Origin of the sequence: Shewanella scandinavica, from assembly GCF_031932065.1 — a bacterium.
GTDB classification, from domain to species: domain Bacteria; phylum Pseudomonadota; class Gammaproteobacteria; order Enterobacterales; family Shewanellaceae; genus Shewanella; species Shewanella baltica.
In genome coordinates, this window is the sequence record NZ_JAUOES010000009.1 from 183,717 (window position 1) to 207,353 (window position 23,637).

General features: G+C 45.9%; 19 protein-coding genes. 3 read left to right on the top strand and 16 right to left on the bottom strand.

Annotation, left to right across the window (positions count from 1 at the left end):
* Positions 1–122: 122 nt before the first annotated feature.
* Positions 123–1,019, bottom strand: coding sequence for a fructokinase (gene mak / locus Q4Q50_RS10420; protein WP_311899239.1), 897 nt, complete (start codon positions 1,017–1,019; stop codon positions 123–125).
* Positions 1,020–1,768: 749 nt separating this feature from the next.
* On the opposite strand from mak, the gene Q4Q50_RS10425 reads away from it, so the two are divergent.
* Together Q4Q50_RS10425 and Q4Q50_RS10430 are read left to right on the top strand one after the other, a co-directional pair.
* Entirely contained in the window at positions 1,769–3,334 is a 1,566-nt protein-coding gene (locus Q4Q50_RS10425) for a peptide MFS transporter (protein WP_311899240.1), read from the top strand.
* A 532-nt stretch (positions 3,335–3,866) separates the two neighbouring features.
* Positions 3,867–4,874 (top strand): LLM class flavin-dependent oxidoreductase, encoded by a 1,008-nt coding sequence (locus tag Q4Q50_RS10430; protein ID WP_311899241.1) that lies wholly within the window; start codon positions 3,867–3,869, stop codon positions 4,872–4,874.
* Between the two features lie 157 nt (positions 4,875–5,031).
* On the opposite strand, the gene gabT is transcribed toward Q4Q50_RS10430, so the two are convergent.
* The 10 genes from gabT to Q4Q50_RS10480 all read right to left on the bottom strand — a co-directional run bounded on the left by gabT (position 5,032) and on the right by Q4Q50_RS10480 (position 17,501).
* Complete coding sequence (gene gabT / locus Q4Q50_RS10435) at positions 5,032–6,309, bottom strand: 4-aminobutyrate--2-oxoglutarate transaminase (RefSeq protein ID WP_311899242.1); 1,278 nt, start codon at positions 6,307–6,309, stop codon at positions 5,032–5,034.
* A gap of 32 nt (positions 6,310–6,341) precedes the next feature.
* Positions 6,342–7,790, bottom strand: coding sequence for an NADP-dependent succinate-semialdehyde dehydrogenase (gene gabD / locus Q4Q50_RS10440; RefSeq protein ID WP_311899243.1), 1,449 nt, complete (start codon positions 7,788–7,790; stop codon positions 6,342–6,344).
* 50 nt (positions 7,791–7,840) lie between these two features.
* On the bottom strand, positions 7,841–9,127 hold the full coding sequence (locus tag Q4Q50_RS10445) for an NAD(P)/FAD-dependent oxidoreductase (RefSeq protein ID WP_012196784.1): 1,287 nt from the start codon (positions 9,125–9,127) through the stop codon (positions 7,841–7,843).
* Positions 9,128–9,389: 262 nt separating this feature from the next.
* A complete protein-coding gene (locus Q4Q50_RS10450) occupies positions 9,390–10,205 on the bottom strand; it encodes an ABC transporter permease subunit (protein ID WP_006080702.1) in 816 nt (271 codons plus the stop codon).
* Positions 10,202–11,107, bottom strand: a complete 906-nt coding sequence (locus Q4Q50_RS10455; RefSeq protein WP_006080701.1) for an ABC transporter permease subunit — start codon at positions 11,105–11,107, stop codon at positions 10,202–10,204. The genes Q4Q50_RS10450 and Q4Q50_RS10455 overlap by 4 nt, the downstream gene beginning before the upstream one ends.
* Complete coding sequence (gene potA / locus Q4Q50_RS10460; protein ID WP_006080699.1) at positions 11,104–12,240, bottom strand: polyamine ABC transporter ATP-binding protein; 1,137 nt, start codon at positions 12,238–12,240, stop codon at positions 11,104–11,106. Before potA ends, Q4Q50_RS10455 begins: the two co-directional genes overlap by 4 nt.
* Positions 12,241–12,418: 178 nt before the next feature.
* On the bottom strand, positions 12,419–13,519 hold the full coding sequence (locus tag Q4Q50_RS10465) for a polyamine ABC transporter substrate-binding protein (protein ID WP_006085019.1): 1,101 nt from the start codon (positions 13,517–13,519) through the stop codon (positions 12,419–12,421).
* Between the two features lie 600 nt (positions 13,520–14,119).
* Positions 14,120–15,475 (bottom strand): glutamine synthetase family protein, encoded by a 1,356-nt coding sequence (locus tag Q4Q50_RS10470; protein WP_006080696.1) that lies wholly within the window; start codon positions 15,473–15,475, stop codon positions 14,120–14,122.
* Positions 15,476–15,477: 2 nt separating this feature from the next.
* Positions 15,478–16,239 carry a gamma-glutamyl-gamma-aminobutyrate hydrolase family protein gene (locus Q4Q50_RS10475; RefSeq protein ID WP_311899244.1) on the bottom strand — a complete coding sequence of 254 codons (762 nt, stop codon included), beginning with the start codon at positions 16,237–16,239 and terminating at the stop codon, positions 15,478–15,480.
* 713 nt (positions 16,240–16,952) lie between these two features.
* Positions 16,953–17,501 (bottom strand): cupin domain-containing protein, encoded by a 549-nt coding sequence (locus Q4Q50_RS10480; RefSeq protein WP_006080693.1) that lies wholly within the window; start codon positions 17,499–17,501, stop codon positions 16,953–16,955.
* A 236-nt stretch (positions 17,502–17,737) separates the two neighbouring features.
* Between Q4Q50_RS10480 and Q4Q50_RS10485 the strand changes: the two genes are divergently transcribed.
* Positions 17,738–19,045: an NAD(P)/FAD-dependent oxidoreductase gene (locus tag Q4Q50_RS10485; RefSeq protein ID WP_311899245.1), complete on the top strand. Its 1,308-nt coding sequence runs from the start codon at positions 17,738–17,740 to the stop codon at positions 19,043–19,045.
* Between the two features lie 255 nt (positions 19,046–19,300).
* Here the strand turns inward: Q4Q50_RS10485 and Q4Q50_RS10490 are convergent, their stop codons facing one another.
* The 5 genes from Q4Q50_RS10490 to Q4Q50_RS10510 all read right to left on the bottom strand — a co-directional run bounded on the left by Q4Q50_RS10490 (position 19,301) and on the right by Q4Q50_RS10510 (position 23,451).
* Positions 19,301–19,813, bottom strand: coding sequence for a DUF2937 family protein (locus tag Q4Q50_RS10490; RefSeq protein WP_006080691.1), 513 nt, complete (start codon positions 19,811–19,813; stop codon positions 19,301–19,303).
* A 119-nt stretch (positions 19,814–19,932) separates the two neighbouring features.
* A complete protein-coding gene (locus Q4Q50_RS10495; RefSeq protein WP_311899246.1) occupies positions 19,933–20,790 on the bottom strand; it encodes a sulfurtransferase in 858 nt (285 codons plus the stop codon).
* A gap of 289 nt (positions 20,791–21,079) precedes the next feature.
* Entirely contained in the window at positions 21,080–21,493 is a 414-nt protein-coding gene (locus Q4Q50_RS10500) for a septal ring lytic transglycosylase RlpA family protein (protein ID WP_311899247.1), read from the bottom strand.
* Positions 21,494–22,322: 829 nt separating this feature from the next.
* Positions 22,323–23,063, bottom strand: a complete 741-nt coding sequence (locus Q4Q50_RS10505; RefSeq protein ID WP_311899248.1) for a hypothetical protein — start codon at positions 23,061–23,063, stop codon at positions 22,323–22,325.
* A gap of 115 nt (positions 23,064–23,178) precedes the next feature.
* Positions 23,179–23,451, bottom strand: a complete 273-nt coding sequence (locus Q4Q50_RS10510) for a hypothetical protein (protein ID WP_311899249.1) — start codon at positions 23,449–23,451, stop codon at positions 23,179–23,181.
* Positions 23,452–23,637 lie beyond the last annotated feature (186 nt).

Below are 23,637 nucleotides of genomic sequence, written 5' to 3' on the forward strand. Positions count from 1 at the left end.
ACTTAAGATAAAGAGTTGCTAATGAAATGTAAAACTTTTGAATGACTAAATCAAAAAAGGCCGAATTCAAATAAATGAATTCGGCCTTTAATTTCAAACACTATTTCAGATGATGTCTAAAATTAGCGTCCCCACAACCAAGCGGCACCACGCACCCCCGATGAAGCGCCATAACAGTTTTTAACAACCGGAGTGTGACACTCACGGCCAACCACATATAGTGGTAAAAATTTTGGCAATTCAGTGTAAATGGCATCGATATTAGAGACTCCACCGCCAAGGACGATTACATCAGGATCCATCATATTGATCACATGGGCCAATGAGCGGGCTAAACGGTCAATAAAGCGATCGAATGCTTGAGTCGCCAGCGGATCGCCTGCTTGCATCATTTGGGCGATTTCAATACCACTGTCTGCGACACCACCTGCGGCGCGAAAATCGCGTACAAAGCCCGTGCCAGATATAAAAGTCTCGATGCAGTCTCTGTTACCACAAAAACACGTCGTGGTATTAAATTCATCGGCTTTCATCCAAGGTAAAGGATTATGGCCCCACTCACCGCCGATACCATTACCACCATCATGCACTTGGCCTTTGATAGCGATACCAGCGCCGCAGCCAGTACCAATAATGGCGCCAAAGACCACAGACTTACCAGCAGCTGCGCCATCGACCGCTTCTGATACGGCAAAACAGTTCGCATCATTAGCGATTTTCACCTTACGGTTTAATCGAGCGCCCAGATCGACATCGAGGGGATGACCATTGATCCACGTTGAATTGGCATTTTTAACTAGGCCAGTAAAAGGAGAAATCACCCCTGGAATACCTATGCCTATCGTGGCGGTTTGTTGCAGGCTCTCTTCGACTTCTGTCACGAGTGCGACTAACGCATCGACTGTCGCAACATATTCTCTTGGCGTTGGGATGCGTTTACGAAACACTTCTTTACCATCGTCATCCAATGCGACTAACTCGATTTTTGTGCCGCCAAGATCGATACCAATTCGTAACATCAACTTACTCCATCTCAATATATTTAACGCAAATCGGCTCATTAACAGCTTGATACATTCCTGTAAATGTAGGGACTCTACGGAAGTAAAAATCTTAATTTTAAAGTTATCTAAATTAGGATAGCCAAACGCACTATGCCCTCTGCTCTAACACAATCAACCTCAATATAATCAAAATAGGTTAGTTGATAAATACTTACCATTATCAGTTTATCTATTAACACAGCAACTGATGGAAAGGTTAAAACTCAAAATAATCATGCTAACGTGACGAGCTGCCGCTAAAAATGAGCCATATATCATTATCTTCTCACAAAATTACGGTTTAAATTGTTGCCAATTCTGCATTCTCTGTTTCACATTAGCGGACTGTCGAATGAGTTAAATTCAGGTCTTTCAACTGACAATGTTAAGTCGCTTTCTTAAAAGGCCTTGTTAAGTTTATCACTCGAACGTATTGAGTTGATAAGATAATAACTATGTCTGAAAAAATTAAACCCTCAGTCCGCTAACTGAACGATACATAAAGCTTTATGTGTGGCTGACGCTGACGACCTAAGTTTTAGCAGGGTTTATCTGCGCGCCAAAAATCGTTGTTAACACCGCCCAACGCCTTAAACACACATTAAAATTCATCAATTCATTTGTAACAAAGTCTGTTTTGCCAGTCTCTGCCATTGGTTTGCTTGGGTTATCGCCTTATACTTTTGAACTCAAATATTAAAACAACAATGTTGGAAGCAAGCGATATGACTATTGGGACTGCTCCGGTAAGTAAAACACATTCATTTATGACTGTGTCTCTTATCGAATTATGGGAACGCTTTGGTTATTACGGCATGCAAGCGCTGATTGTGTACTTTATGGTGCAGCGCCTTGGCTTTGATGACTCACGTGCAAACTTAGTATGGAGTGCCTGTGCGGCACTTATTTATGTATCACCAGCGATTGGTGGCTGGGTTGGGGATAAAATCCTCGGCACTAAACGCACTATGCTGCTCGGTGCGGGGATCCTCTCTCTGGGTTATGCGCTAATGGCCGTACCCACTGAAAATACGTGGTTTATGTTTTCAGCGCTCGGCGTGATTGTGGTCGGTAACGGCCTATTCAAGCCGAATGCGGGTAACTTAGTACGTAAGATCTACGAAGGTGACGATTCTAAAATCGACAGTGCGTTTACCATCTATTATATGGCGGTCAACGTCGGCTCGACCTTCTCTATGTTGCTGACGCCTTGGATTAAAGATTACGTCAACGCCCAGTATGGCAACGAGTTTGGCTGGCACGCCGCTTTTGCAGTGTGTTGTGTTGGCATATTGGTGGGGTTAGGCAACTATGCACTTATGCGTAAGAGTTTAGTCCATTACGGTTCTGAGCCCGATACTCGCCCAGTGAACAAGAAAAGCCTCGCGATAGTATTAGCTCTGGCCGCGTTGTCAGTAGTCGCTTCGGCCATTATTCTGGAATATGAAGCGGTTGCCCGTGTCTTTGTTTACGCCGCTGGCGTAGCCGTATTGGCCATTTTCTTCCACTTGATCCGCACCAGCGAAACCAGTGAACGAGCGGGACTGATTGCGGCGCTGATCCTCACAGTGCAAACCGTGTTCTTCTTTATCTTCTATCAACAAATGTCGACCTCGCTTGCACTCTTTGCATTACGTAACGTGGACTGGGATTTCCAAATTTTTGGTACCCATTTGTGGACTTGGTCACCGGCCCAGTTTCAAGCATTGAATCCATTATGGATTATGGTGTTAAGTCCAATCTTGGCGTGGAGTTATTCGTGGGCGGGTCGCAATGATAAAGACTTCTCTATCGCGGCGAAATTTGCCCTCGGTTTTGCCGTCGTCGCTATCGGCTTCTTTATCTATGGCTTTGCCGGACAATTCGCCGTCAACGGTAAAACTTCTTCATGGATCATGATCTGGGGCTATGCCTCTTACTCTTTAGGCGAATTGCTGGTGAGTGGTCTTGGTCTTGCCATGATTGCCCGCTACGTGCCTGCGCGTATGGGCGGCTTTATGATGGGCGCCTATTTCGTCGCCTCAGGTATTTCACAGTATCTGGGCGGTGTGGTCGCTAACTTCGCCAGTGTGCCAAAAGATTTAGTCGACCCACTGCAAACCTTGCCCGTATACACCAGCCTATTTAATAAGTTGGGTATCGCGGCTGTGGTCTGTACCTTTATCGCCCTTGCAGTATTACCGCTCATGCGTCGCCTGACTGAGACTCACCATTCACACAACAATGCTGCTGATGATGGTATTAGTGAAAGTGCTGCGGCATCGCTACGTGATGTAAAAGCCGAGCAGTAATACTCGACTGACAATAGCAATTTTTCTATTGCATAACATTGACTGCCGATAGCCCTGCTATCGGCAGTTTTTTTATCACTTCACTTAGTTATACCCTTGTGTTGCAACTCATAACCAAATGAACTGTAGCAAACGTCACCCAATCCCGCAGTGACAGGCCTAGCGCTGAGTTGCTGAGAATAAGATCTTCAGTTCCACATTATCGCCCCTCACGCTGGGATGACTTCACCGCCTCGATTTGTTACAAAGCAAGTATGGACTCGGACGCACTCGGTTTAATAGCGCTGCTCAAGTGCAAATTCAAATTGACATGATTAATGAAATAACGAAGGGGAAAAGAGTTAGCCGTTCAAGCTTGAGAAGCACAGTACTTAGCCCCATATCAATATCACTGAATACCTTTTATTCATCAAGACTGAGCCGTTAACGCTTGTTCTTCGCTATGTGCCTAACAATGCCACTAGCAATGCGACTAACACTGTTAGCGCCGAATGTTTTCGCTAGCAAAAGACGGCAGTCACTTGGAGACACTATGTCACAACAGACATCAATATTGGCCGATATTCCCTTCTCGCTATTGGAACTCGCGCCCATGCGCCAAGGTTCGACTGTGGGAGAAACGCTGCACAACAGTTTGCAGTATGCCAAGGAAGCCGATCGCCTCGGTTTTAATCGTTTTTGGTTTGCCGAACACCACAATATGCCCGGTATCGCCAGCGCGGCGACCTCAGTATTAATTGGTTATATTGCTGGCAATACGCAGCGTATTCGCGTCGGCGCGGGTGGCATTATGCTGCCAAACCATGCGCCATTAGTGGTCGCCGAGCAGTTCGGTACCCTTGAAAGTCTCTATCCTGGTCGCATCGATTTAGGACTGGGACGCGCACCCGGCAGCGATCAAGTTACCAGCCGAGCACTGAACCGCGATACCAGCCGCGCCGAACAATTCCCTGAAGAAGTCAGTGAATTACAAACCTTACTCGGCCCTTATAATGGTCGCCATGCGGTGCGAGCGATTCCAGGGGAAGGCACTAATGTGCCAATTTGGTTATTGGGCTCGAGTCTCTTTAGCGCACAGTTAGCGGCGCAGCGCGGTTTGCCCTATGTGTTTGCGGGCCACTTTGCCCCACGTTTTCTCTACGATGCGATTGAAATCTATCGCCGCGACTTTAAACCATCCCAAGTGCTGGATAAGCCCTATGTGATGCTCGGCTTGCCGCTCGTTGCCGCCGACACTGATGAAGAAGCCCAATATTTGGGCACGACCTCGAAACAGCGCGTGCTGGCGCTTATCCGTGGTCACGAGTTATGGTTAAAACCTCCGGTTGACACTATGGATGACTTGTGGAGTGCGCAGGAAGAAACCTATGTCGATAATTTCTTAGGTTTATCTGTCACTGGCGGCCCAGCGACGATTAAGCATCGTTTGGAAATGATCGTCAAAGAACTCGGCGTGGATGAGTTTATCTTCACCAATGACTTATACGATCTTGATAAACGCAAGAAGGCATTGCAGATCCTAATGGAGATTAAACAGTAGCGATTCAGTAAACTGACTCGTTCTAAAAGTCATTGGCAGTAAAAATGGCTGCCAATGGAACCATCCTCAAAACAATTGCCCCATAAAAAATCCCGCCGCAGCGGGATTTTTATTATGTAAAACTGTCATCTAAAACGGTTTTTATATCAAAGCAATATTAGCTTTTCAGAACGGCATCGAAACTGGCTTTGAGGATACCTAGGCCTGCATCGATTTGTGCATCCGGCGCGGTTAATGGCACCAAAATACGCAGCACATTACCGTAAGTGCCGCAGGATAATAAAATCAATCCACGGTCACGGGCATCGCTCAACACTTGCGCGCAATAGTGCGGCGCAGGTTTGCCCTCTTCCATCAGTTCGATGGCGATCATCGCGCCTAAACCACGCACATCGGCGATTTGTGGATGTTCGACCTGCATCACATTCAGGGCAGACTTAATGCGATCACCAATGGCATTGGCTCTTTCTAGCAACTTTTCTTCTTCAAACACTTCAATGACAGCAAGCGCTGCGGCGCAGGCTAACGGGCTGCCACCATAGGTACCACCAAGGCCGCCCGGACCAATCGCATCCATCACTTGCGCGCGGCCGGTAATCCCCGAAAGAGGGAAACCACCCGCGATAGATTTAGCAAAAGTCGTGATATCCGCAGCCACACCCATTTGTTCCATAGCGAAGAAAGTGCCAGTACGGCCTGCGCCCGTTTGCACTTCATCGGCGATGAGCATAATGCCTTCACGGTCGCACAGTGCGCGCAGGCGCTGCATAAAGGCGGGTGATGCGGCATAGAAACCGCCCTCGCCCTGCACTGGCTCTAAAATAATGGCGGCGATATCGCTTGGCTCGGCATCATTTTTAAAGATACGTTCAATCGAGGCCATAGCATCGTCATCGGACACGCCGTGCATTTCGCACGGAAACTCGGCGCGGAACACATTCGCCGACATAAGCCCCATACCTTTGCTGTAAGGCGCAACTTTTCCGGTCAGTGCTAAGGCGGCGATAGTACGACCATGGTAGCCCGAGGTAAACGCAATCACGCCAGCGCGTTTAGTAAAGGCACGCGCTACTTTAACTGCGTTTTCAACCGCTTCTGAGCCACTGGTAAATAATGCCGTCTTCTTAGCAAAATCCCCTGGCACCAATTGATTAAGCTTTTCACACACTTGGATGTAGCTCTCGTAACCGAGCACCATAAAACAAGTGTGGGAGAAATTATCCAGCTGAGCTGCAACCGCCGCCTTCACTTTAGGGTGAAGATGACCGGTATTAAGCACGGCAATGCCGCCCGCAAAGTCGATAAACTCGCGACCTTCAACGTCCCACACAGTCGCGTTTTCGGCGCGCGCGGTAAAGATAGGGTGAATTTGCCCGACACCACCCGCAACTGCGGCTTGGCGACGTGCCATCAATGAATCATTGGTTGTTGTCATTTAGTGTTCCTCACACGCCAAATCGGACCGTATTAAACGGACATGCAGATGTACTTCATTTCTAAATATTCTTCGATGCCGAACTTAGAACCTTCACGGCCAAGCCCTGAAGATTTCATCCCACCAAAGGGGGCTACTTCCGTCGAAATCAAGCCAGTGTTGACCCCAACCATGCCGTATTCCAAGGCTTCGGCGACTTTCCACACCAGTGAAATATCACGGCCATAGAAATAGGCGGCGAGGCCAAATTCCGTATCGTTAGCCTGTTTAATCACATCGTCGACATCACTGAATTTAAACAGCGGCGCGAGTGGACCAAAGGTCTCTTCACGGGCGACACGCATGCTTTTATCGACATTAGTGAGCACGGTTGGCTCGAAGAAATTACCGCCAAGGTCATGGACTTTGCCGCCCGCGACTACAGATGCGCCTTTGGCAATGGCATCGATAAGGTGACTTTGTACTTTCTCGACCGCGGCAGCATTGATCAACGGACCCGTAGTGATGCCCTCCTTGATGCCCTCTCCGACCTTAAGCTTGCCAACAGCAGTGCTAAGTTTTAAGGCAAACTCGTCGTATACACCGTCTTGCACATAAATGCGGTTAGCGCAGACGCAGGTTTGGCCGGCATTACGATATTTAGCTATCATGGCGCCTTCGACAGCGGCATCGATATTGGCATCGTTAAATACGATAAATGGTGCATTGCCGCCAAGCTCTAGCGACAGTTTTTTTAAGGTAGGCGCACATTGCGCCATTAATTTAATACCGATATTGGTTGAGCCAGTGAAAGACAGCTTACGCACTATCGGGTTGCTGCACATTTCATTACCAATCTGCACCGCATCACCCGTTAACACACTAAATACGCCCGCAGGAATACCGGCACGCTTAGCAAGTTCAGCCATCGCTAATGCGGTAAAGGGTGTTTGGTGCGCAGGTTTTACCACCATAGTGCAACCCGCAGCTAACGCTGGAGCGGCTTTACGGGTGATCATAGCAGCAGGAAAGTTCCACGGCGTAATCGCAGCGGTTACGCCGACAGGCTGCTTAATTACCATCAAGCGCTTATCTACTTGATGCCCAGGAATTGTATCGCCATAAATACGTTTCGCTTCTTCGGCAAACCACTCGATAAACGAAGCAGCATAGGTTACTTCACCTTTCGCTTCTGCCAGCGGTTTACCCTGCTCAGTCGTCATGAGCAATGCTAAGTCATCACTGTTTTCATTGAGTAATTCAAACCAACGCCTTAACTTAGCGCCGCGCTCTTTGGCTGTGAACGCTCGCCATGCAGGTAAAGCCGCTTCTGCCGCCTTAATCGCCATTTCAGTTTCAACTTGTCCCATATTAGGAACGTAGCCAATTACGGCATTGGTTGCGGGATTAACCACCTTTAGCGTGTCACCAGAAACGGCATCACACCATTGACCATTAATAAAAGACTGTTGACGTAGCAAACTCGGATCATTTAATTGCACAAGGATTTCCTCGTATTATGAAGCTACCTAGCTTCTTAAAAGTGATGATGTTAAAGACCTAGTTTGTCTCTTAACGTGTAATACCAAGCTCCGATAGCACTAAAAGGGACGCGAAGTGCGTGACCGCCGGGGAAAGGATAATGTGGCAATGCAGCAAAGGCGTCGAAACGCGTGGCTTGGCCGTTGAGCATTTCGGCCAGTAACTTGCCTGCCAGATGGGTATAAGTGACACCGTGGCCACTGCAACCCTGTGAATAATAGATATTCTTACCGATACGACCGACCTGTGGCAGGCGCGATAGCGTCAGTAGGAAGTTACCTGTCCACGCATAATCGATCTTCACATCTTTTAATTGCGGAAAGGTTTTGAGCATATTCGGAATGATGATCGACTTGATATCCGCCGGATCGCGGGCGCCATACACTACGCCGCCGCCGTAAATCATCCGCTTGTCGCCAGACAGGCGGAAATAATCGAGTAGATAGTTACAGTCTTCGACGCAGTAATCCTGCGGTAATAAGCTCGCCGCCAAATCGTCACTCAAAGGCTCAGTGGTAATCACTTGCGTGCCGCAGGGCATAGATTTCGCCTGCAGCTCTGGCATTAACTTACCTAAATAAGCATTACCCGCCACGACCACAAACTTGGCTTTGACACTGCCCTGCGCCGTATGCACAACTGGGCTATCGCCTTCATCGACACTCAGCACTGCTGAGTCTTCAAAAATCTTGCCGCCGAGGGATTCGACCGCACGCGCTTCGCCAAGAGCTAAGTTAAGCGGATGAATATGGCCGCCGCTTTTATCGAGCAGACCACCGACATAGCGCTCAGTATTTACCACACCGCGAATGCCTTTGGCATCGAGAAGTTCGAGCTGATTAACATGACCGTGGCTTTCCCACAGTTGCTTTTGATGGCGCAGATGACCCATTTGTTTTTCGTTCATCGCGGCAAACACGCCGCCATCTTTTAGATCGCATTGAATGTTGTACTTAGCAATCCGATCGCGGATGATTTTTCCGCCCTCAAAAGCCATTTGGCCAAAGAGTTTACCTTGTTCTTTGCCGACTGTTTTTTCAATAGTATCAATGTCACGGCTAAAACTATTGACGATTTGTCCGCCATTACGGCCCGAGGCGCCCCAGCCAATGCGAGCGGCTTCTAACACCACCACACTAAAGCCAGATTCTAATAAATGCAGCGCGGCAGAAAGGCCCGTATAACCCGCGCCAATCACACAAACATCGGCTTCAATCGATTCCTCTAGGCGCGGACGTTCAACCTTATCGTTGGCCGATGCCGCATAATATGATCCAGCGTGAGCTATGGCAGACATGTTGTTCCCTTGAATTCTAATGTTCATTATTTTAAACAGCCATCACATCCTACACCTTCAGAAAACGAAACACTAGCCAGAAAAGTGCAATAATTTACATTTTGTTTGATATTTCAAACACGCAATAATCTTAAGCGCTGTGATGTCATGCTAATGGTGTCGAGTAGCAGAACTGGCCTGCAAAGCGAAGCGGATGATGGAAGCGGTGACAATTAACAAGGGTGGCTTTGGCGATACCAAAGCCACCCCAAGATTAAGCAAACTAGTTCATCGGTGTGCGGTCGCGTTTCTCTGCCCGCCTTGCCATATACCAAGACAAGAAGGCGATTAACGAAACACACAGAATGATCAGTGTCGCTAAAGCGTTGATCTTAGGCGAAACCCCTAAACGTACCGAGGAGAACACCACCATAGGTAGCGTCGTTGCACCTGGGCCCGAGGCAAAGCTTGCGATCACTAAATCGTCCAAGGACAAACTGAATGACAACAACCAACCCGCCACCAGCGCCGGCGAAATCATAGGCACAGTGATGAGGAAGAAGGTCTTAAGCGGGGTTGCCCCTAAGTCCATTGCCGCTTCTTCGATTGACATGTCCAGCTCGCGCAATCTTGACGACACAACCACAGCCACATAGGCAGCGCAGAAGGTCGAATGCGCAATCCACACAGTTAACATGCCGCGCTCTTTAGGCCAACCAAACAAGTCGGCCATGTGCACAAATAGCAGTAGCAAAGACAGACCCGTGATCACCTCTGGCATAACCAGTGGTGCTGTGATCATGTTCGATAATGTCAGCTTCGCCCATGAACGCTTAAAGCGCGTCATCACAAAGGCCGCCATAGTGCCGATAATCACCGCCATAGTTGAGCTATAAAAGGCAATCCGCAAACTGGTCCATACTGCGTCTAAAATCTGTTGGTCTTGAAATAACTCCCCGTACCATTTAGGTGAAAATCCGCCCCATACCGTCACTAATTTAGAGTCGTTAAAGGAGTAAATCACCAGCACTAACATAGGTGCATAGAGGAAGAACAAGCCAAACCACAACATTGCTGAAGAAAAACTTAACTTTTTCATAGGTCTTTCTCCAAACTACGCGCCTGATAGCGATGGAATAAGGTAATAGGAATAATCAATAAGCCCAGCATTACAATCGCCAGTGACGAAGCCACAGGCCAGTCGCGGTTATTGAAGAATTCTTGCCATAAGACTCGACCTATCATTAAGGAATCTGGACCACCGAGTAGCTCAGGGATCACAAACTCACCCACTGCAGGAATAAACACCAACATAGAACCGGCAATCACACCGCTTTTTGATAGCGGGAAAGTGATTTTCCAGAAGGTATTTAAACGGCTTGAGCCTAAGTCAGACGCGGCTTCAATCAAACTCATATCGAGTTTCACTAAGGTGGCGTACAAGGGCAAAATCATAAAAGGTAAATACGCATAGATGATGCCGATATACACGGCAATATTGGTATTGAGGATTTGTAACGGCTCAGAGATGATTCCCAGCCACATCAGCGAATGGTTTATGATCCCTGTGTTACTTAATATCCCCATCCACGCGTAAACCCGAATTAAAAATGAGGTCCAAGAAGGCAACATGACTAACAGCAGCAATACGGTTTGCAAACGCGCTGGCGCACGGGCAATCGCATAGGCCATTGGATAGCCAATAATCAAACAGCCGATGGTCGAAATTAACGCCATTTTCAATGAGCTGAGATACGCCATGTAATACAGCGAATCATCAAGCAACATCAAATAGTTACCAAAATGCAGGAAGATATTTAATACATCATCGGCATATTGGAACGTGGCTTCATAGGGCGGGATCGCAATCGCCGCCGTCGAAAAACTCAGTTTAAGGACAATCGCAAATGGCAAGGCGAAGAACAATAACAGCCAAGCATAGGGTATCCCTATGGTCCAAATGCGGCCTTTGAGCCACTTTAATTTAGTCGGTATCTTCATGATCTCAACACCACGCCACTGGTGTCCTCCCAACTGATGAACACTTCGTCATCCCATGTGGCATGATCGGCGCGGCGTTCACGGTTAGTCATACTGCACTGGACGATTTGACCATTCTCTAAACGAATGTAATACACTGAAATACCGCCTAAATACGCGATATCGTGTACGATTCCTTTCGCCCAGTTGTACTGACCTTCAGGCTGTTCGCGGCTAATGATAGTCTTTTCAGGACGCACAGCTAACCACACGTTTTTGTCTTCGACGTTGGTCGACACCCCGTAACCGACATAAAAAGATTGAGCCAACTCATTAGGTTTAATGATCAAATGGTCGACTTCATCCACTTCAATCGCGCCACCAAACAAGTTCACAGTGCCGATAAACTCGGCAATCATGCGGCTGTTCGGGCTTTCGTAAATATCCATTGGCGAGCCTGTTTGGGCAATCCAACCGTCGCTCATAATTGAAATGCGCCCCGCCATTGTCATGGCTTCTTCTTGATCGTGGGTCACCATCACGCAGGTCACACCGACACGCTCAAGAATTTCAACCACTTCGAGTTGCATCTGGGTACGCAGTTTTTTGTCCAATGCGCCCATAGGCTCATCGAGCAGTAATAATTTCGGCCGTTTTGCCAGTGAACGAGCCAAGGCAACACGCTGACGTTGACCACCGGATAACTGATGCGGCTTACGTTTACCGTATTGCTCCATGTGTACTAACTTGAGCATGTCTTGTACGCGCTGCTCAATCTCGGCCTTAGGTAACTTGTCTTGCTTCAAACCAAAGGCAATATTTTGTGCCACTGTCATGTGGGGAAACAAAGCATAGGATTGGAACATCATATTGATCGGACGTTCATAGGGAGGTAAATCTGTGATGTCTTCGCCATCGAGGAAAATACGGCCAGAGGTGGGCTTTTCAAATCCCGCTAACATGCGCAATAGCGTCGACTTACCCGAGCCAGAGCCGCCGAGTAAGGCAAAGATTTCGCCTTTATTGATGGTTAATGACACGTCGTCGACAGCCCGTACGTCATCAAATAACTTGCTTACCCGCTCAATCCTGAGCAGTACTTTTTCTTGCGTCTTTGTTGTCGGTTTATTGGTGACGCCCGAGGTGATTGCCATAGTACTTCTCCACCCGAAAATGATGCGTCAATACGCTCAAACTCTGGGTTCAACACGATTAATGAATGAAAAGAGGTTAACCAAACTGTGTCAAATCCTATACGTGGATGAACTATGCATAGGATTGGACATAGCAAGTCTGCCAAGCTAGGGGCAAGCTAGGCTTGCCCCTTATCGACTATTGTCCTGACTTCACTTTGGTCCAAACACGGGTTAATACGCGTTGGATTTTCAAAGGACGGATTTCACCAATATAAAGTTTATCTAACACTTCTTGTGGTGGATAAATCGCGGGATCGGTGCGGATAGCCTCATCAACCAGAGGTTGTGCAGGATCGTTCGGGTTAGCATAGGCCACATAGTTAGAGATAGGCGCTATGACTTCTGGACGGAGGAAATAGTTAATCAGCGTCAGTGCATTATCTGCGTTAGTCGAATCGGCTGGGATAGCTAACATATCAAACCACAGGTTGGCACCTTCTTTTGGAATCGAGTAACCAATCTTATTGCCATTACCCGCCTCTTCAGCACGTGCTTTAGCTTGGAATACGTCACCAGAGAAACCAAAGGCCACACAAATGTCACCGTTTGCTAAGTCAGAAATATAGCGAGATGAGTGGAAATAGGTCACGTAAGGACGGATTTTTTCCAGTAACTCACCGGCTTTTTCATAATCGCTTGGGTTGGAACTGTTAGGATCTAAACCTAAATAAATCAGTGCTTGGGGCACCATATCGTCGGCAGAGTCCAGCATAGCAAAGCCACACTTAGAGATTTTTTCAGCATATTTAGGATTAAAGATCAGTTCCATTGAGTTGAATGGCGCATCTTCACCCACAGCCGCTTTCACTTTATCTATGTTGTAACCAATACCATTGGTTCCCCATAAATAAGGCACTGCATACTGGTTCCCCGGATCGGCTTTCTCAAGTAGCTTCATCAGGGCTGGATTTAAATTTTTGAAGTTAGGTAGCTTAGCGCGATCTAAAGGTTTGAAAGCACCCGCTTTGATTTGCTTAGCGAGAAAGTGGTTAGAAGGAACAACGATATCGTAGCCACTACGACCAGACAGTAATTTAGCCTCAAGCACTTCGTTACTATCGAACACATCGTAAATCACCCGAATGCCCGTTTCTTTCTTGAAGTTTTCTAAGGTATCTTCCGCGATATAATCTGACCAGTTATACACGCGAACCACTTCTTCCGCTTGGGCCGCTGCGCTCGCTAATACGCTCGCAGTTACCAGAGCTAGAGTGGTCATCTTATTAAATAGCTTCATGCTTTCTCCTTTCTCGGGTAGCAGAATTGCTTAAGCAAATTCTGACATTGTGTCACCGGGCTATCCGGATATTGTTGTTATTTTCGACCAATGCTACACCTTACAAACCGCATCGGCAGTCTCTACGGCATGAGTTCCATGCCACCTTTATATCTTGCTGCAATTTGTTAAGTATCAGGTTTCGTGCCAAATTTTCGAGGCATCGGTATTGCATTAACACTCAAAAAAATAGACTAGATATGACACTGCTTGTACATATTGCAACATTAAGGCAAATGCCTCAAGTCCCTAAGTAATCGCAAAACCACTAAGATAAAACACATTTTAAATATGACTAACAATTAGTTAGTGACTCTATCAAACGAGCGACTTAAAACAGTTAGGCATATTTCACTTCTCTAGCGGACACGCATCTGAATTGAATAATCACTTTAATCAACAAGCCATTAAAAACCATCAGATTATTTAACAAGTGAGTTGCACCGGTTGGGTGCAATCTCACTAAAACAGTGCAAAGCTCAGTCTTGTGATTACCGATGTTAACCTCTGTTTTCCTTGGGTTAACGCGGCGACACTGTCAGTACACTCAATCCAAAAACATTACACAGTAAGCAATAGGAATTCACGTTCCCATGAGCTGACCACACGGCGGAAGTTTTCAAGTTCGGCCTGTTTCACCGCCACAAAACCTGTGGTAAAGGCTTCACCTAAATACTGTTTACAGGCATCACTTTCTTCCATCGCCGCTAACGCTTCTTCTAAGGTTAAAGGCAAACAATGGGTGTTGTTACTGCGGCTTTCGTTGGCTTTACCCTGCACTGGCGTCGAAGGTTTTAGCTGCTCAACCATGCCGATATAACCACACAATAAGCTCGCGGCAATTGCCAAATAACAGTTAGCATCGGCGCCGGGAATCCGGTTTTCGATACGACGGTTTTGTGGTGAAGACTCTGGAATACGTAATCCACAGGTGCGGTTTTCATCGCCCCACTCTAAGTTCACTGGCGCCGAAGTACCGGGTAGGAAACGACGGAAAGAGTTTGCATTGGGCGCCATCAGCGGCAGCAACTCAGGGATGAATTTTTGCAGACCGGCGATATATCCCAAGAATAACTGGCTCTTAGTGCCATCTTCATTGGTGAAAATATTTTTGCCCGTCTCTTTGTTGATCACACTTTGGTGAATGTGCATTGCACTGCCAGGTTCGTCAGTCACAGGTTTGGCCATAAAGGTAGCGCAAACATCGTGCTTCAGTGCCGCTTCACGCAAGGTGCGTTTAAAGATAAACACTTGATCAGCAAGGGACAATGGATTGCCGTGGCTGAAGTTAATCTCCATCTGCGCTGGGCCATCTTCATGGATTAAGGTATCGATATCTAAACCTTGAAGCTCACACCAATCGTACATGTCTTCAAACATAGGATCGTATTCGTTGGCAGCATCGATAGAGAAAGACTGGCGGCCCGCTTCGGGGCGACCTGAACGGCCAATAGGCGGCTTTAAGGGTAAATCGTGGTCGTCACTACGACGGGTCAAATAGAACTCCATTTCAGGAGCGATAACCGGTTCCCAGCCCTGTTCGTCATAGAGAGACAAGACTTTTTTCAATACGTTACGTGGTGACAGCTCAATCGGATTACCCATTCTGTCGTAGCAATCGTGGATCACCTGCGCCGTGGCTTCGATGGTCCAAGGCAACATAAAAACAGCATTTTCATCGGGTACACAAACAAAATCGATGTCGGCAGCATCGAGCAAGCTGTAGTAAACATCTTCATTCACAAAATCGCCGGTGACGGTTTGTAACAGCACGCTTTCGGGCAAACGCATGCCTTTTTCATCGAGAAACTTATCGACTGGTGCAATCTTGCCGCGGGCGATGCCAGTCATGTCACTGATAACACATTCGACTTCTGTGATTTTTCGTTCTTTTAAAAAAGCGATTAGCTTATTCATTATTATTTCACTCGAGTTGTAGCCCTGCGTCGGCATGCATCACCGAAGGCATTGAAAAGGGAGAGGTAAAACGGATTTTCGCTCACCTTCCACTCTGGATGCCATTGCACACCGAGGGCAAATTCTTTAGTACCTATTACGGAGAAAGCCTCCACTAACCCATCTGGAGCATAAGCTTCTGGCCGCAACCCAACACCCAGACGCTCCACGCCTTGAGTATGCACAGAGTTGACCTCTGCAGAGTTACGGCCCCAGGCCTCGTAAATAAGCCCCCCGGGCTCAACAGTAATACTGTGAGAAGCCCCATATTGCACATCTAAGGATGCGGTTTTATCTTCTCTATGTTCAATAAAGCCACCCACCTCATATAGCTTCTGGTGCAAACTGCCACCAAAAGCCACATTCATTTCTTGAAAACCGCGACAAATACCTAATACAGGTACCCCAGCAGCAATAGCAGCGTGGATCAGCGGCAAAGTCGTCGCATCACGTTTAGGATCATGGTGTGTACCAAGCTCGCTCGGTTGGCCTGCATAAAGATGGGGTTCTACATTAGAAGGAGAGCCAGTAAACAAAATACCGTCAAGACGTTCTAAAATCGCGTCTATCGGTAAATCGCTGCCTAACGATGGGATCACTAACGGCCAGCCTTTCGCGCCATTAACTACACCTAAAAGGTATTTTTCACCAACAATATTAAAGGGATGTGAACCCAGTTGTTGATTACAAGCAATAACACCTATGAGGGGCAAATCGGCTGACATATCTCACCTTTAGAATTCGTTTTACTAGCATAACGAACACTTTGTCTTTAAATGTTCATTTTTTCACACAGTACACCGAAATTTCACACTAGGCAAGAGGTTAAGCACTTGTTAAAGATTATTTCATCCACTTATGTTTAATAAGCATAAATAACATGTAGTTAAACCCATATTTTGGTTATTTAATGTTATTTCATGTGAATAAAATAGTGCTTAAGCTGGCAAAAAGCTCACTTTTAGCAGCGTAAATTAAACCGTATTCGCGCTAAATTTGAACCAATATTATTTACACAAAGAAGAGGATATATAACAAATATGACAGGATTAGAAAGGAGGTAATACCAATCGTATTAAATATCTGTTCATTCAGCGGGAGTTTAACGCGCTTTAGACAAGGCGAAGGCTTGAAGGCATAGTGGTGCTCTGTCGAAAGCCTTAAACGCAGTATAAAGTGCGTTGCCATGCCTTTAACATCAGCCGCCCTTCGGGAGCCTCACAGGCATCCCACTCCCGTGTTGCATTGACTTAAAAGGGAATGACCATTTCTGCGTCAATGCGCCTTGGATTGAAATGCCTGTGAGGCTCTGAACTGATTAGATATTTAATGTGATTGGTATAAATCCGCAGTTGTGTTGAATAACAGTATTACGCCACTCACTTCTAGCGAATAAGTGGCCTAATATGTTGAATAATAGGGTAAGTTGATGACTTAACTAGAAGTTCGCAGGCGTAGTCGCACTCACCAGACGGCAAGGTTCATCAAAGGGATTGCGGAATCTATGGGGCACTTCACTGTTAAAGTAGTAACTGTCACCCGCTTCCAAAATATACACTTCATCACCCACAGTGAGTTCGAATTTACCTTCGATCACCATGGCAGCCTCTTCACCTTCGTGCTTCAGCATTTCTTCACCCGTATCTGAACCGGGCGGATAAATTTCACTCATCACTGACATAGCGCGATTCGGATAATCACGGCCGATCAGTTTAAATTCAAGTGGTCCAGTGCCGATATCCAGTAATTCATTGGATCGATAGACGACCTTTTGCTCACTATCCGCAGAGGCTTCAATGGAGAAAAAATCCACTAAAGACATCGGGATACCCGACAGCACTTTTTTTAGAGAGCTGACTGACGGGCTAACACTGTTTTTCTCGATCATTGAAATCGTACTGTTAGTCACACCAGCACGTTTGGCCAATTCTCGTTGAGATAAGCCTTTCATTTTTCGAACAGTTTTGAGGCTGGCTCCAATATCCAAATTTCACATCCCCCTGAAGGCTCGGGTCAACCCCGATAGATGACGAACAGGTTGTTCAGGATAAACACCATCCAGAACGCATTTTCGCCCAAAAAGCGCGTGTTTTACTGCTTTCATTGTATTCTACATAAAAAGCGTGTTAAATAAAACGAACACTTTTTTGCGTCATGTTAAAAGTGTGATGAGTATACTGAGACAAGTCCAATTTACAATAAAAACAATTTTTTGGAGCCATAATGGCAAGCAAACCTCCAGTGCACAGCGAACAGTACCCACACTCTTATTATGTTGATACTGCTAAAGAAATTTATGCGCACCCACAATTCGAAGGCAATATCAGTGCCGATGTCTGCATAGCAGGCGGCGGCTTTAGCGGTATCAATACCGCCATAGAACTCGCACAGCGCGGCATGAGTGTCGTCTTATTAGAAGCCAAACGAATTGGCTGGGGCGCATCGGGCCGAAACGGCGGCGAACTCATTCGTGGCATAGGCCATGACCCCTCGCAATTTCACAGTGAAATAGGCACTGAAGGTGTTCAAGCAATTCAACAGATGGGCTTTGAAGCCGTCGAGATTGTGCGAAATCGCATACAAGAACACAGTATCGACTGCGATCTGCAAATGGGTTACTGCGACTTAGCGGTTAAACCTCGCCACATGGATGAGCTTGAAGAAGAATTTAGCGCACTCAAAGCCATGGGTTATCAGCAAGAAATTAAGCTGTTAACTAAGCCACAATTAGGTCAAGTCATAGACTCAGATTTTTATCAAGGTGCGCTGGTCGATATGGGCAGCGGCCATTTACACCCGCTGAATCTTGCTCTGGGTGAGGCACGCGTCGCCCGTAATCTGGGCGTGCAGTTGTTTGAATACAGCGCCGCCGAAAAAATCATTCAAGGCACTAAACCTAAGGTCATGACCGCCAAGGGCGAAGTCACTTGCCAATACTTAGTTCTGGCTGGCAATGCCTATATTGGCCACAAACTTAACAGTTTTGTGGGGGGGAAAGTGTTGCCCGCTGGCAGTTATTTATTGGCGACAGAGCCCTTAACTGAGGCCCAATGCGCGAGCATTATCCCGCAGAATATGGCCTTCGCCGATATGCGAATTGCCTTAGATTACTTTCACTTATCCGCAGATCGTCGACTGCTGTTTGGTGGCCTTTGTACTTACTCAGGTAAAGACCCCAGAGATATTGAAGCAGCACTGAGACCGAATCTAGAGAAGGTGTTCCCGCAGTTAAAAGGCGTGCGTATCGATTATGAATGGGGCGGCATGATAGGTATTGGGGCGAACCGTATGCCACAAATTGGTCGCCTGCCCGATGCCAATAATATTTTCTACGCCCAAGCCTATGCAGGACATGGCGTGAATGCCACTCACATGGCGGCAAAGCTACTGGCCGAGGCTATTTGCCAACAGGCGGGATATTTCGATGTGTTCGCTAAAATCAAACACATGACCTTCCCCGGCGGCCCGACATTCCGCTCACCTATGCTCGCGGCTGGCATGCTGTATCACAGATTTAAAGACTTGTTTTAAAAGCTTATTTAAAGCACTTTTAAAGAACAGATTTTAAGGGCTGGCTTTAAGGGCTGGTTTTAAGCTCTAACGCATGATGCCCATCGGATAAACAATCCAATGGGCATCATTGTTATAAGCACGAGCCATTTAACCACTCGTCATTTAGATACGAGTCATTCAACTGCAAGTCATTCTTTACTATTAAGGCTGCAACAACGCTAAGCCTCGCCTAAGAGATAACCTCGGTCTGAGAACCATAACGACTTTTAAAAGCTAATTTGCTCTCGCTAATCTCTGCCGCTTTCTACGCCTTGCCCACAGGATAAAAGGGATAGACCCGAGATAATGCACGACTAACGCCACCACAACGCCAAAACCAATCCCACTGGTGGTTAAAGGTATTCCAGGCTTAAAGTTACTGACGGTTTTCTCAAGATAATCAAAGCGAACGGGGTTAAACATATAGGCAGTTTTCTCAAACAAATTGCCCGTGTTAAACATCGCCAAGCCTTGTGTTAACTCTTTATAAAGCGCGATTGTCTGTACCTTTTGCTCGGCGTCGGCACGCACGCTAGGCTCTTCATTTTGCTGGTGACGGGCAATCATGGCCTCAGCATCGGCATAATGATATTCCTTAGCCGTTGCCTCGTAGCCTTCTACCTGCCATTGGGTCGATGCATAGAGTCCAGCGAGAAATTGCTGATAATGATCAGCCAGTTGCGGCAACTGCAAGGCAATCACAAGAATCAACCCAAAAACCAACTTATCAATCAATCTGCCAATCAAGGGATCCTCCTTGGTGATCTAGCCAAACAACGCAGCTGTTACGACACTGCAATGACATAATGCTCAAAACTGAACTGACTCAATCAATGCACGGCACAATTAGCACTCAATTGGCAAATCTAGCACTCAATCGGCAGATCGGTACGACTGCCCCAATCCGCCCACGAGCCATCATAGAGGATGGGATGCGTATGCCCTGCCGCAACCGAAGCCAAGATCAAAATACACGCCGTAATCCCAGAGCCACAGCTGAATATCCGTGCGGACTTGTCCGCTGCTAGCCCTTGATAAATAGCCTGTAACTCACTGGTCTTTTTGATTTTATTGCCATCAAGCACTTGAGCGAAGGGTAAGTTAACCGAGCGAGGAATATGTCCTGAGCGCACACCGGGGCGCGGCTCACTCACTTGGCCTAAAAAGCGTGGCGCACCACGGGCATCGACAATCGCGGTTTCGGCATCTTCGATACGTGATAACACGGCCTCGGCATCCATCACCCGCTCGGGGTGGTATTGCAGCACATCAGCTAATGTATCGATATCCGTCGGGCCGTAATCGACGCCTTCGGCTTGATAACGCGATGAGGTGATGCGGTCTTCTTCAATCCACTGAGGCAAGCCACCATCGAGTACATAGACTCGATTAAAACCCATGACTTTAAAGGTCCACCACGCCCGTGGAGATGAATAAATGCCTTGGTTATCATAGATAACGATAACACTGTCGGCCTCAATCCCAAGTTGCGCTATCCCTTGGATGAATTGCTCAAACGTCGGCAAGGCATGGATTTGAGTTGAAGTTTTATCGCAAAACACATTTTCCAAGTCGAATCGACGTGAGCGCGGAATGCAAATAGGCTCATCGTAAACTAGGGGCTCTTTACCAATAACGGTTTCCATACTGGCATCGAGCAAGACTAAATGGGGATCGGTGAGATGTGCTTCGAGCCACTGCGTACTAACAAGTGGGTATTCCATAGCGGGTCCTTTTACTGTTATCCAAGTCTGCCGCTAGTCTCTCACCAAATGCCGTAAAGCCCAAATATCGGCTTAACAAATTGTCTGCTTTGGCATTTTATTCAAAAGCGTCGACTCGATTTTATGTGCTCCATCATTAAATTGCGGCGAAGCAGTGTTTTGAAGAGAGTGCTTTAAACTGCTCATTTTTAATGATGCTGCTTTCAAAACGATCTTTTCGATATGGCCGTGTTCGAGATAGCCCTTTTCGCAACAGTCCTTTTCTAGACAGCTGCTTTCGAAATAGCCGCTACTTAATCACTTCTATTTTCACGTCAATCAAACCAGAGGAAGTGTTACCTATGCTACTGAACGCCGATTTAGACAGATCAATAATGCGGCCACGCACGAAAGGCCCTCTATCATTGATTTTTACAATCACACTTTTGCCATTATCAACATTGGTGACCTTAACGCTCGAACCAAAGGGTAACTTTTTATGCGCTGCTGTCTTTAACTTATGTTTGTAAAACTCACCGCTGGCCGTCTGCTTATTTTGATGTTTATCCCCATAAAAGGAAGCTTGACCCGATTCAGTGAATCCCACCCAGTTTCCATTTTCACCCGTCTGCATTGAAGAACAGCCAGCCAAAAAACTTAACAATGCCAGTACCGATAGTTTGACCAAATTGAACGGCCTAATTAGGTTTTGAAGTGCATTCACATAACACCCTCTCTAATGAGTGAACGCTTTGCTGACGAACGAAAGGCTCAGCAAAAGTCACGGGGAAAATAACCAACAACCTTAGATGGCAAAGCTCGAAGCTTGCATCCTAAAAGATCAGAACAAGAAACAATAAATTTCCACGAGGCTACAGCAGTTGCACGCTAAAATCACGTATTTACAGGTGAATGCTCTCGGTTTGAAGTCAAAAGGTTGCGGACATACTGACTTAAAAACAGACAGAATAGCGTTAAAAATAGAGGCCTAGTACGACTAAATAACTTGTTTGGTAACTTAAATGCTGGCCCCTACTAATGGGCAAGCCATGATGTTCACTCACCGACACGCAGCAAGTCCCTCCCTGGATGCTCGACCGCCCCATCTGATGTGAAAGGATTCACAAATGCCGCGATGGCATGGACGCCAAAGAGCGGCCATGGGGCGGACGGTCGTCTCGCTAATCACCATGGCTCACCGTTTTGGCTTTAGCGTAACCTGTAGATTTAAAGGTCTTACGCAGCACGCTTTGGGACAAAACCCTGTTAGATAATTCACTCTTATGAGCCAGATTCGGATTAGCTATTCTATTAGTAATACTTCGTTTGGCTACAAACTAATCAATGAACGATATAACCAGTCGGAATAGGCATAACAGGGACATGAATCAGTTCTCTAGAGATTTGATTCATCTTAAGGGAACAAACCGCCCCAGAATAGCCGCAAATGGGGCGCTAGAGCGGGTTTTAGCGGTTGGCGTGAATCAGTCTGGTGTAGAGTGATTTAATAGCTTACTCGAATTAATAATATCAAAGTAAATTGCATTGGATTTTTAACTATCATCACGACAGAAGTAGAAGTTATGAGAGGCATTCATGGATTCAAGATTTAGCTCATCAACTTCATCATCCGTAACAAAGCAATGCTTGTCATTGAGTTCTTTACCTGCAATAAGGCGATATTTTGGAGAAACTGTCATTGCCATCAAATCACCATAACAGTCGGCAGATATAAAACTTTTCCCCTTAGATTCAACAATTTGCCATTCAATTCCATCATATATTTTTTTATTATCTTCTAATTCTAAGAGCGCTTTAATATCTAATGTTGCTTTAAATCTTCCAGCTATCTGACCTCCCGAGCGAACCGGAACTTTTCCCTTAGATTCAAGCAATTCTTCAAACTCTTTATCGAGGCTTCTACAGGGGAAGTTTTTATACAAGTCATAATCCTCTGCTTCCATAATTGAATAATGCCACCGTAAACACCAGAGCAAGTGGTAATCAGAAATGGCTGCATGATTACTAATACTTTCTCCATTTTCTATCTTTCTCACTTGGGATAAAAAACTTCTCTCAATAGGATGGCTTATAGTTGTCTCCATTTCTTGAGACCATGCACGATTCCCCATAAAACATTTGTTATCCGACTTGCAAAGCCGGATATCACCGTTTTTATATATTACTTTCAACTTCCCATTAATACAGAATTTTTTTATTATTGCTTTCATATGGAAATGCTGATCTTTGATTAATCCGTATGGATTACCTTTTGTTGTTTTCTCAAATGGCATGCAAGTTCCTTATTATTTACACCATAGCTATAGTCAATAAGTGAAAGTCTGATTCTGGAATCGCTCGGCCTTAGAATAGTTCACAATAAAAAATTAACTAACAAAACCATTTAACTCAATTTTTCAATGTTACATTTCCATCAATATCAAACGCATAGCAATTTCCCACATCTAAATTTTCTTTATGATTTTTAATCCAACGCCTCACTTTTTTCAAAGCTAAATCAATTGATGACTCATAAATTAAAGCTACTGGCAGATAAAAATCACAATCTTTACTTTCAAAGTAAAAATGGCATCTACTTGAACTATTTTCATTATAAAATTCGACTCTAAAAATATCAGTCAACACGATTGCCAGAGAATCAATTAATTTATTTTTATCCATAAAAACTCCTTTAAAAAACTTATCGAACAGAATAAAAAACACGTAACTGATAGACTGTATTAAATAAAATTTATCAGCTTTAAGTCTAAAACACTATAAACAATATGAGATAAAAATTGCAGTCAAAAAACTGTTTCACATCTGAAGCAGACTAGGTAAGTCTGATTCACTGTAACGATTTTTGCA

Excerpts from the sequence above, each read along its gene's own strand:
- Q4Q50_RS10495 (WP_311899246.1), bottom strand. The coding sequence starts at position 20,790 with ATGGAATACCCACTTGTTAGTACGCAGTGGCTCGAAGCACATCTCACC.
- potA (WP_006080699.1), bottom strand. The coding sequence starts at position 12,240 with ATGGCAATCACCTCGGGCGTCACCAATAAACCGACAACAAAGACGCAA.
- Q4Q50_RS10455 (WP_006080701.1), bottom strand. The coding sequence starts at position 11,107 with ATGAAGATACCGACTAAATTAAAGTGGCTCAAAGGCCGCATTTGGACC.
- Q4Q50_RS10510 (WP_311899249.1), bottom strand. The coding sequence starts at position 23,451 with ATGGATAAAAATAAATTAATTGATTCTCTGGCAATCGTGTTGACTGAT.
- Q4Q50_RS10445 (WP_012196784.1), bottom strand. The coding sequence starts at position 9,127 with ATGTCTGCCATAGCTCACGCTGGATCATATTATGCGGCATCGGCCAAC.
- Q4Q50_RS10505 (WP_311899248.1), bottom strand. The coding sequence starts at position 23,063 with ATGCCATTTGAGAAAACAACAAAAGGTAATCCATACGGATTAATCAAA.
- Q4Q50_RS10485 (WP_311899245.1), top strand. The coding sequence starts at position 17,738 with ATGGCAAGCAAACCTCCAGTGCACAGCGAACAGTACCCACACTCTTAT.
- mak (WP_311899239.1), bottom strand. The coding sequence starts at position 1,019 with ATGTTACGAATTGGTATCGATCTTGGCGGCACAAAAATCGAGTTAGTC.
- Q4Q50_RS10430 (WP_311899241.1), top strand. The coding sequence starts at position 3,867 with ATGTCACAACAGACATCAATATTGGCCGATATTCCCTTCTCGCTATTG.
- Q4Q50_RS10470 (WP_006080696.1), bottom strand. The coding sequence starts at position 15,475 with ATGAATAAGCTAATCGCTTTTTTAAAAGAACGAAAAATCACAGAAGTC.
- Q4Q50_RS10475 (WP_311899244.1), bottom strand. The coding sequence starts at position 16,239 with ATGTCAGCCGATTTGCCCCTCATAGGTGTTATTGCTTGTAATCAACAA.
- Q4Q50_RS10425 (WP_311899240.1), top strand. The coding sequence starts at position 1,769 with ATGACTATTGGGACTGCTCCGGTAAGTAAAACACATTCATTTATGACT.
- Q4Q50_RS10450 (WP_006080702.1), bottom strand. The coding sequence starts at position 10,205 with ATGAAAAAGTTAAGTTTTTCTTCAGCAATGTTGTGGTTTGGCTTGTTC.
- Q4Q50_RS10465 (WP_006085019.1), bottom strand. The coding sequence starts at position 13,519 with ATGAAGCTATTTAATAAGATGACCACTCTAGCTCTGGTAACTGCGAGC.
- gabT (WP_311899242.1), bottom strand. The coding sequence starts at position 6,309 with ATGACAACAACCAATGATTCATTGATGGCACGTCGCCAAGCCGCAGTT.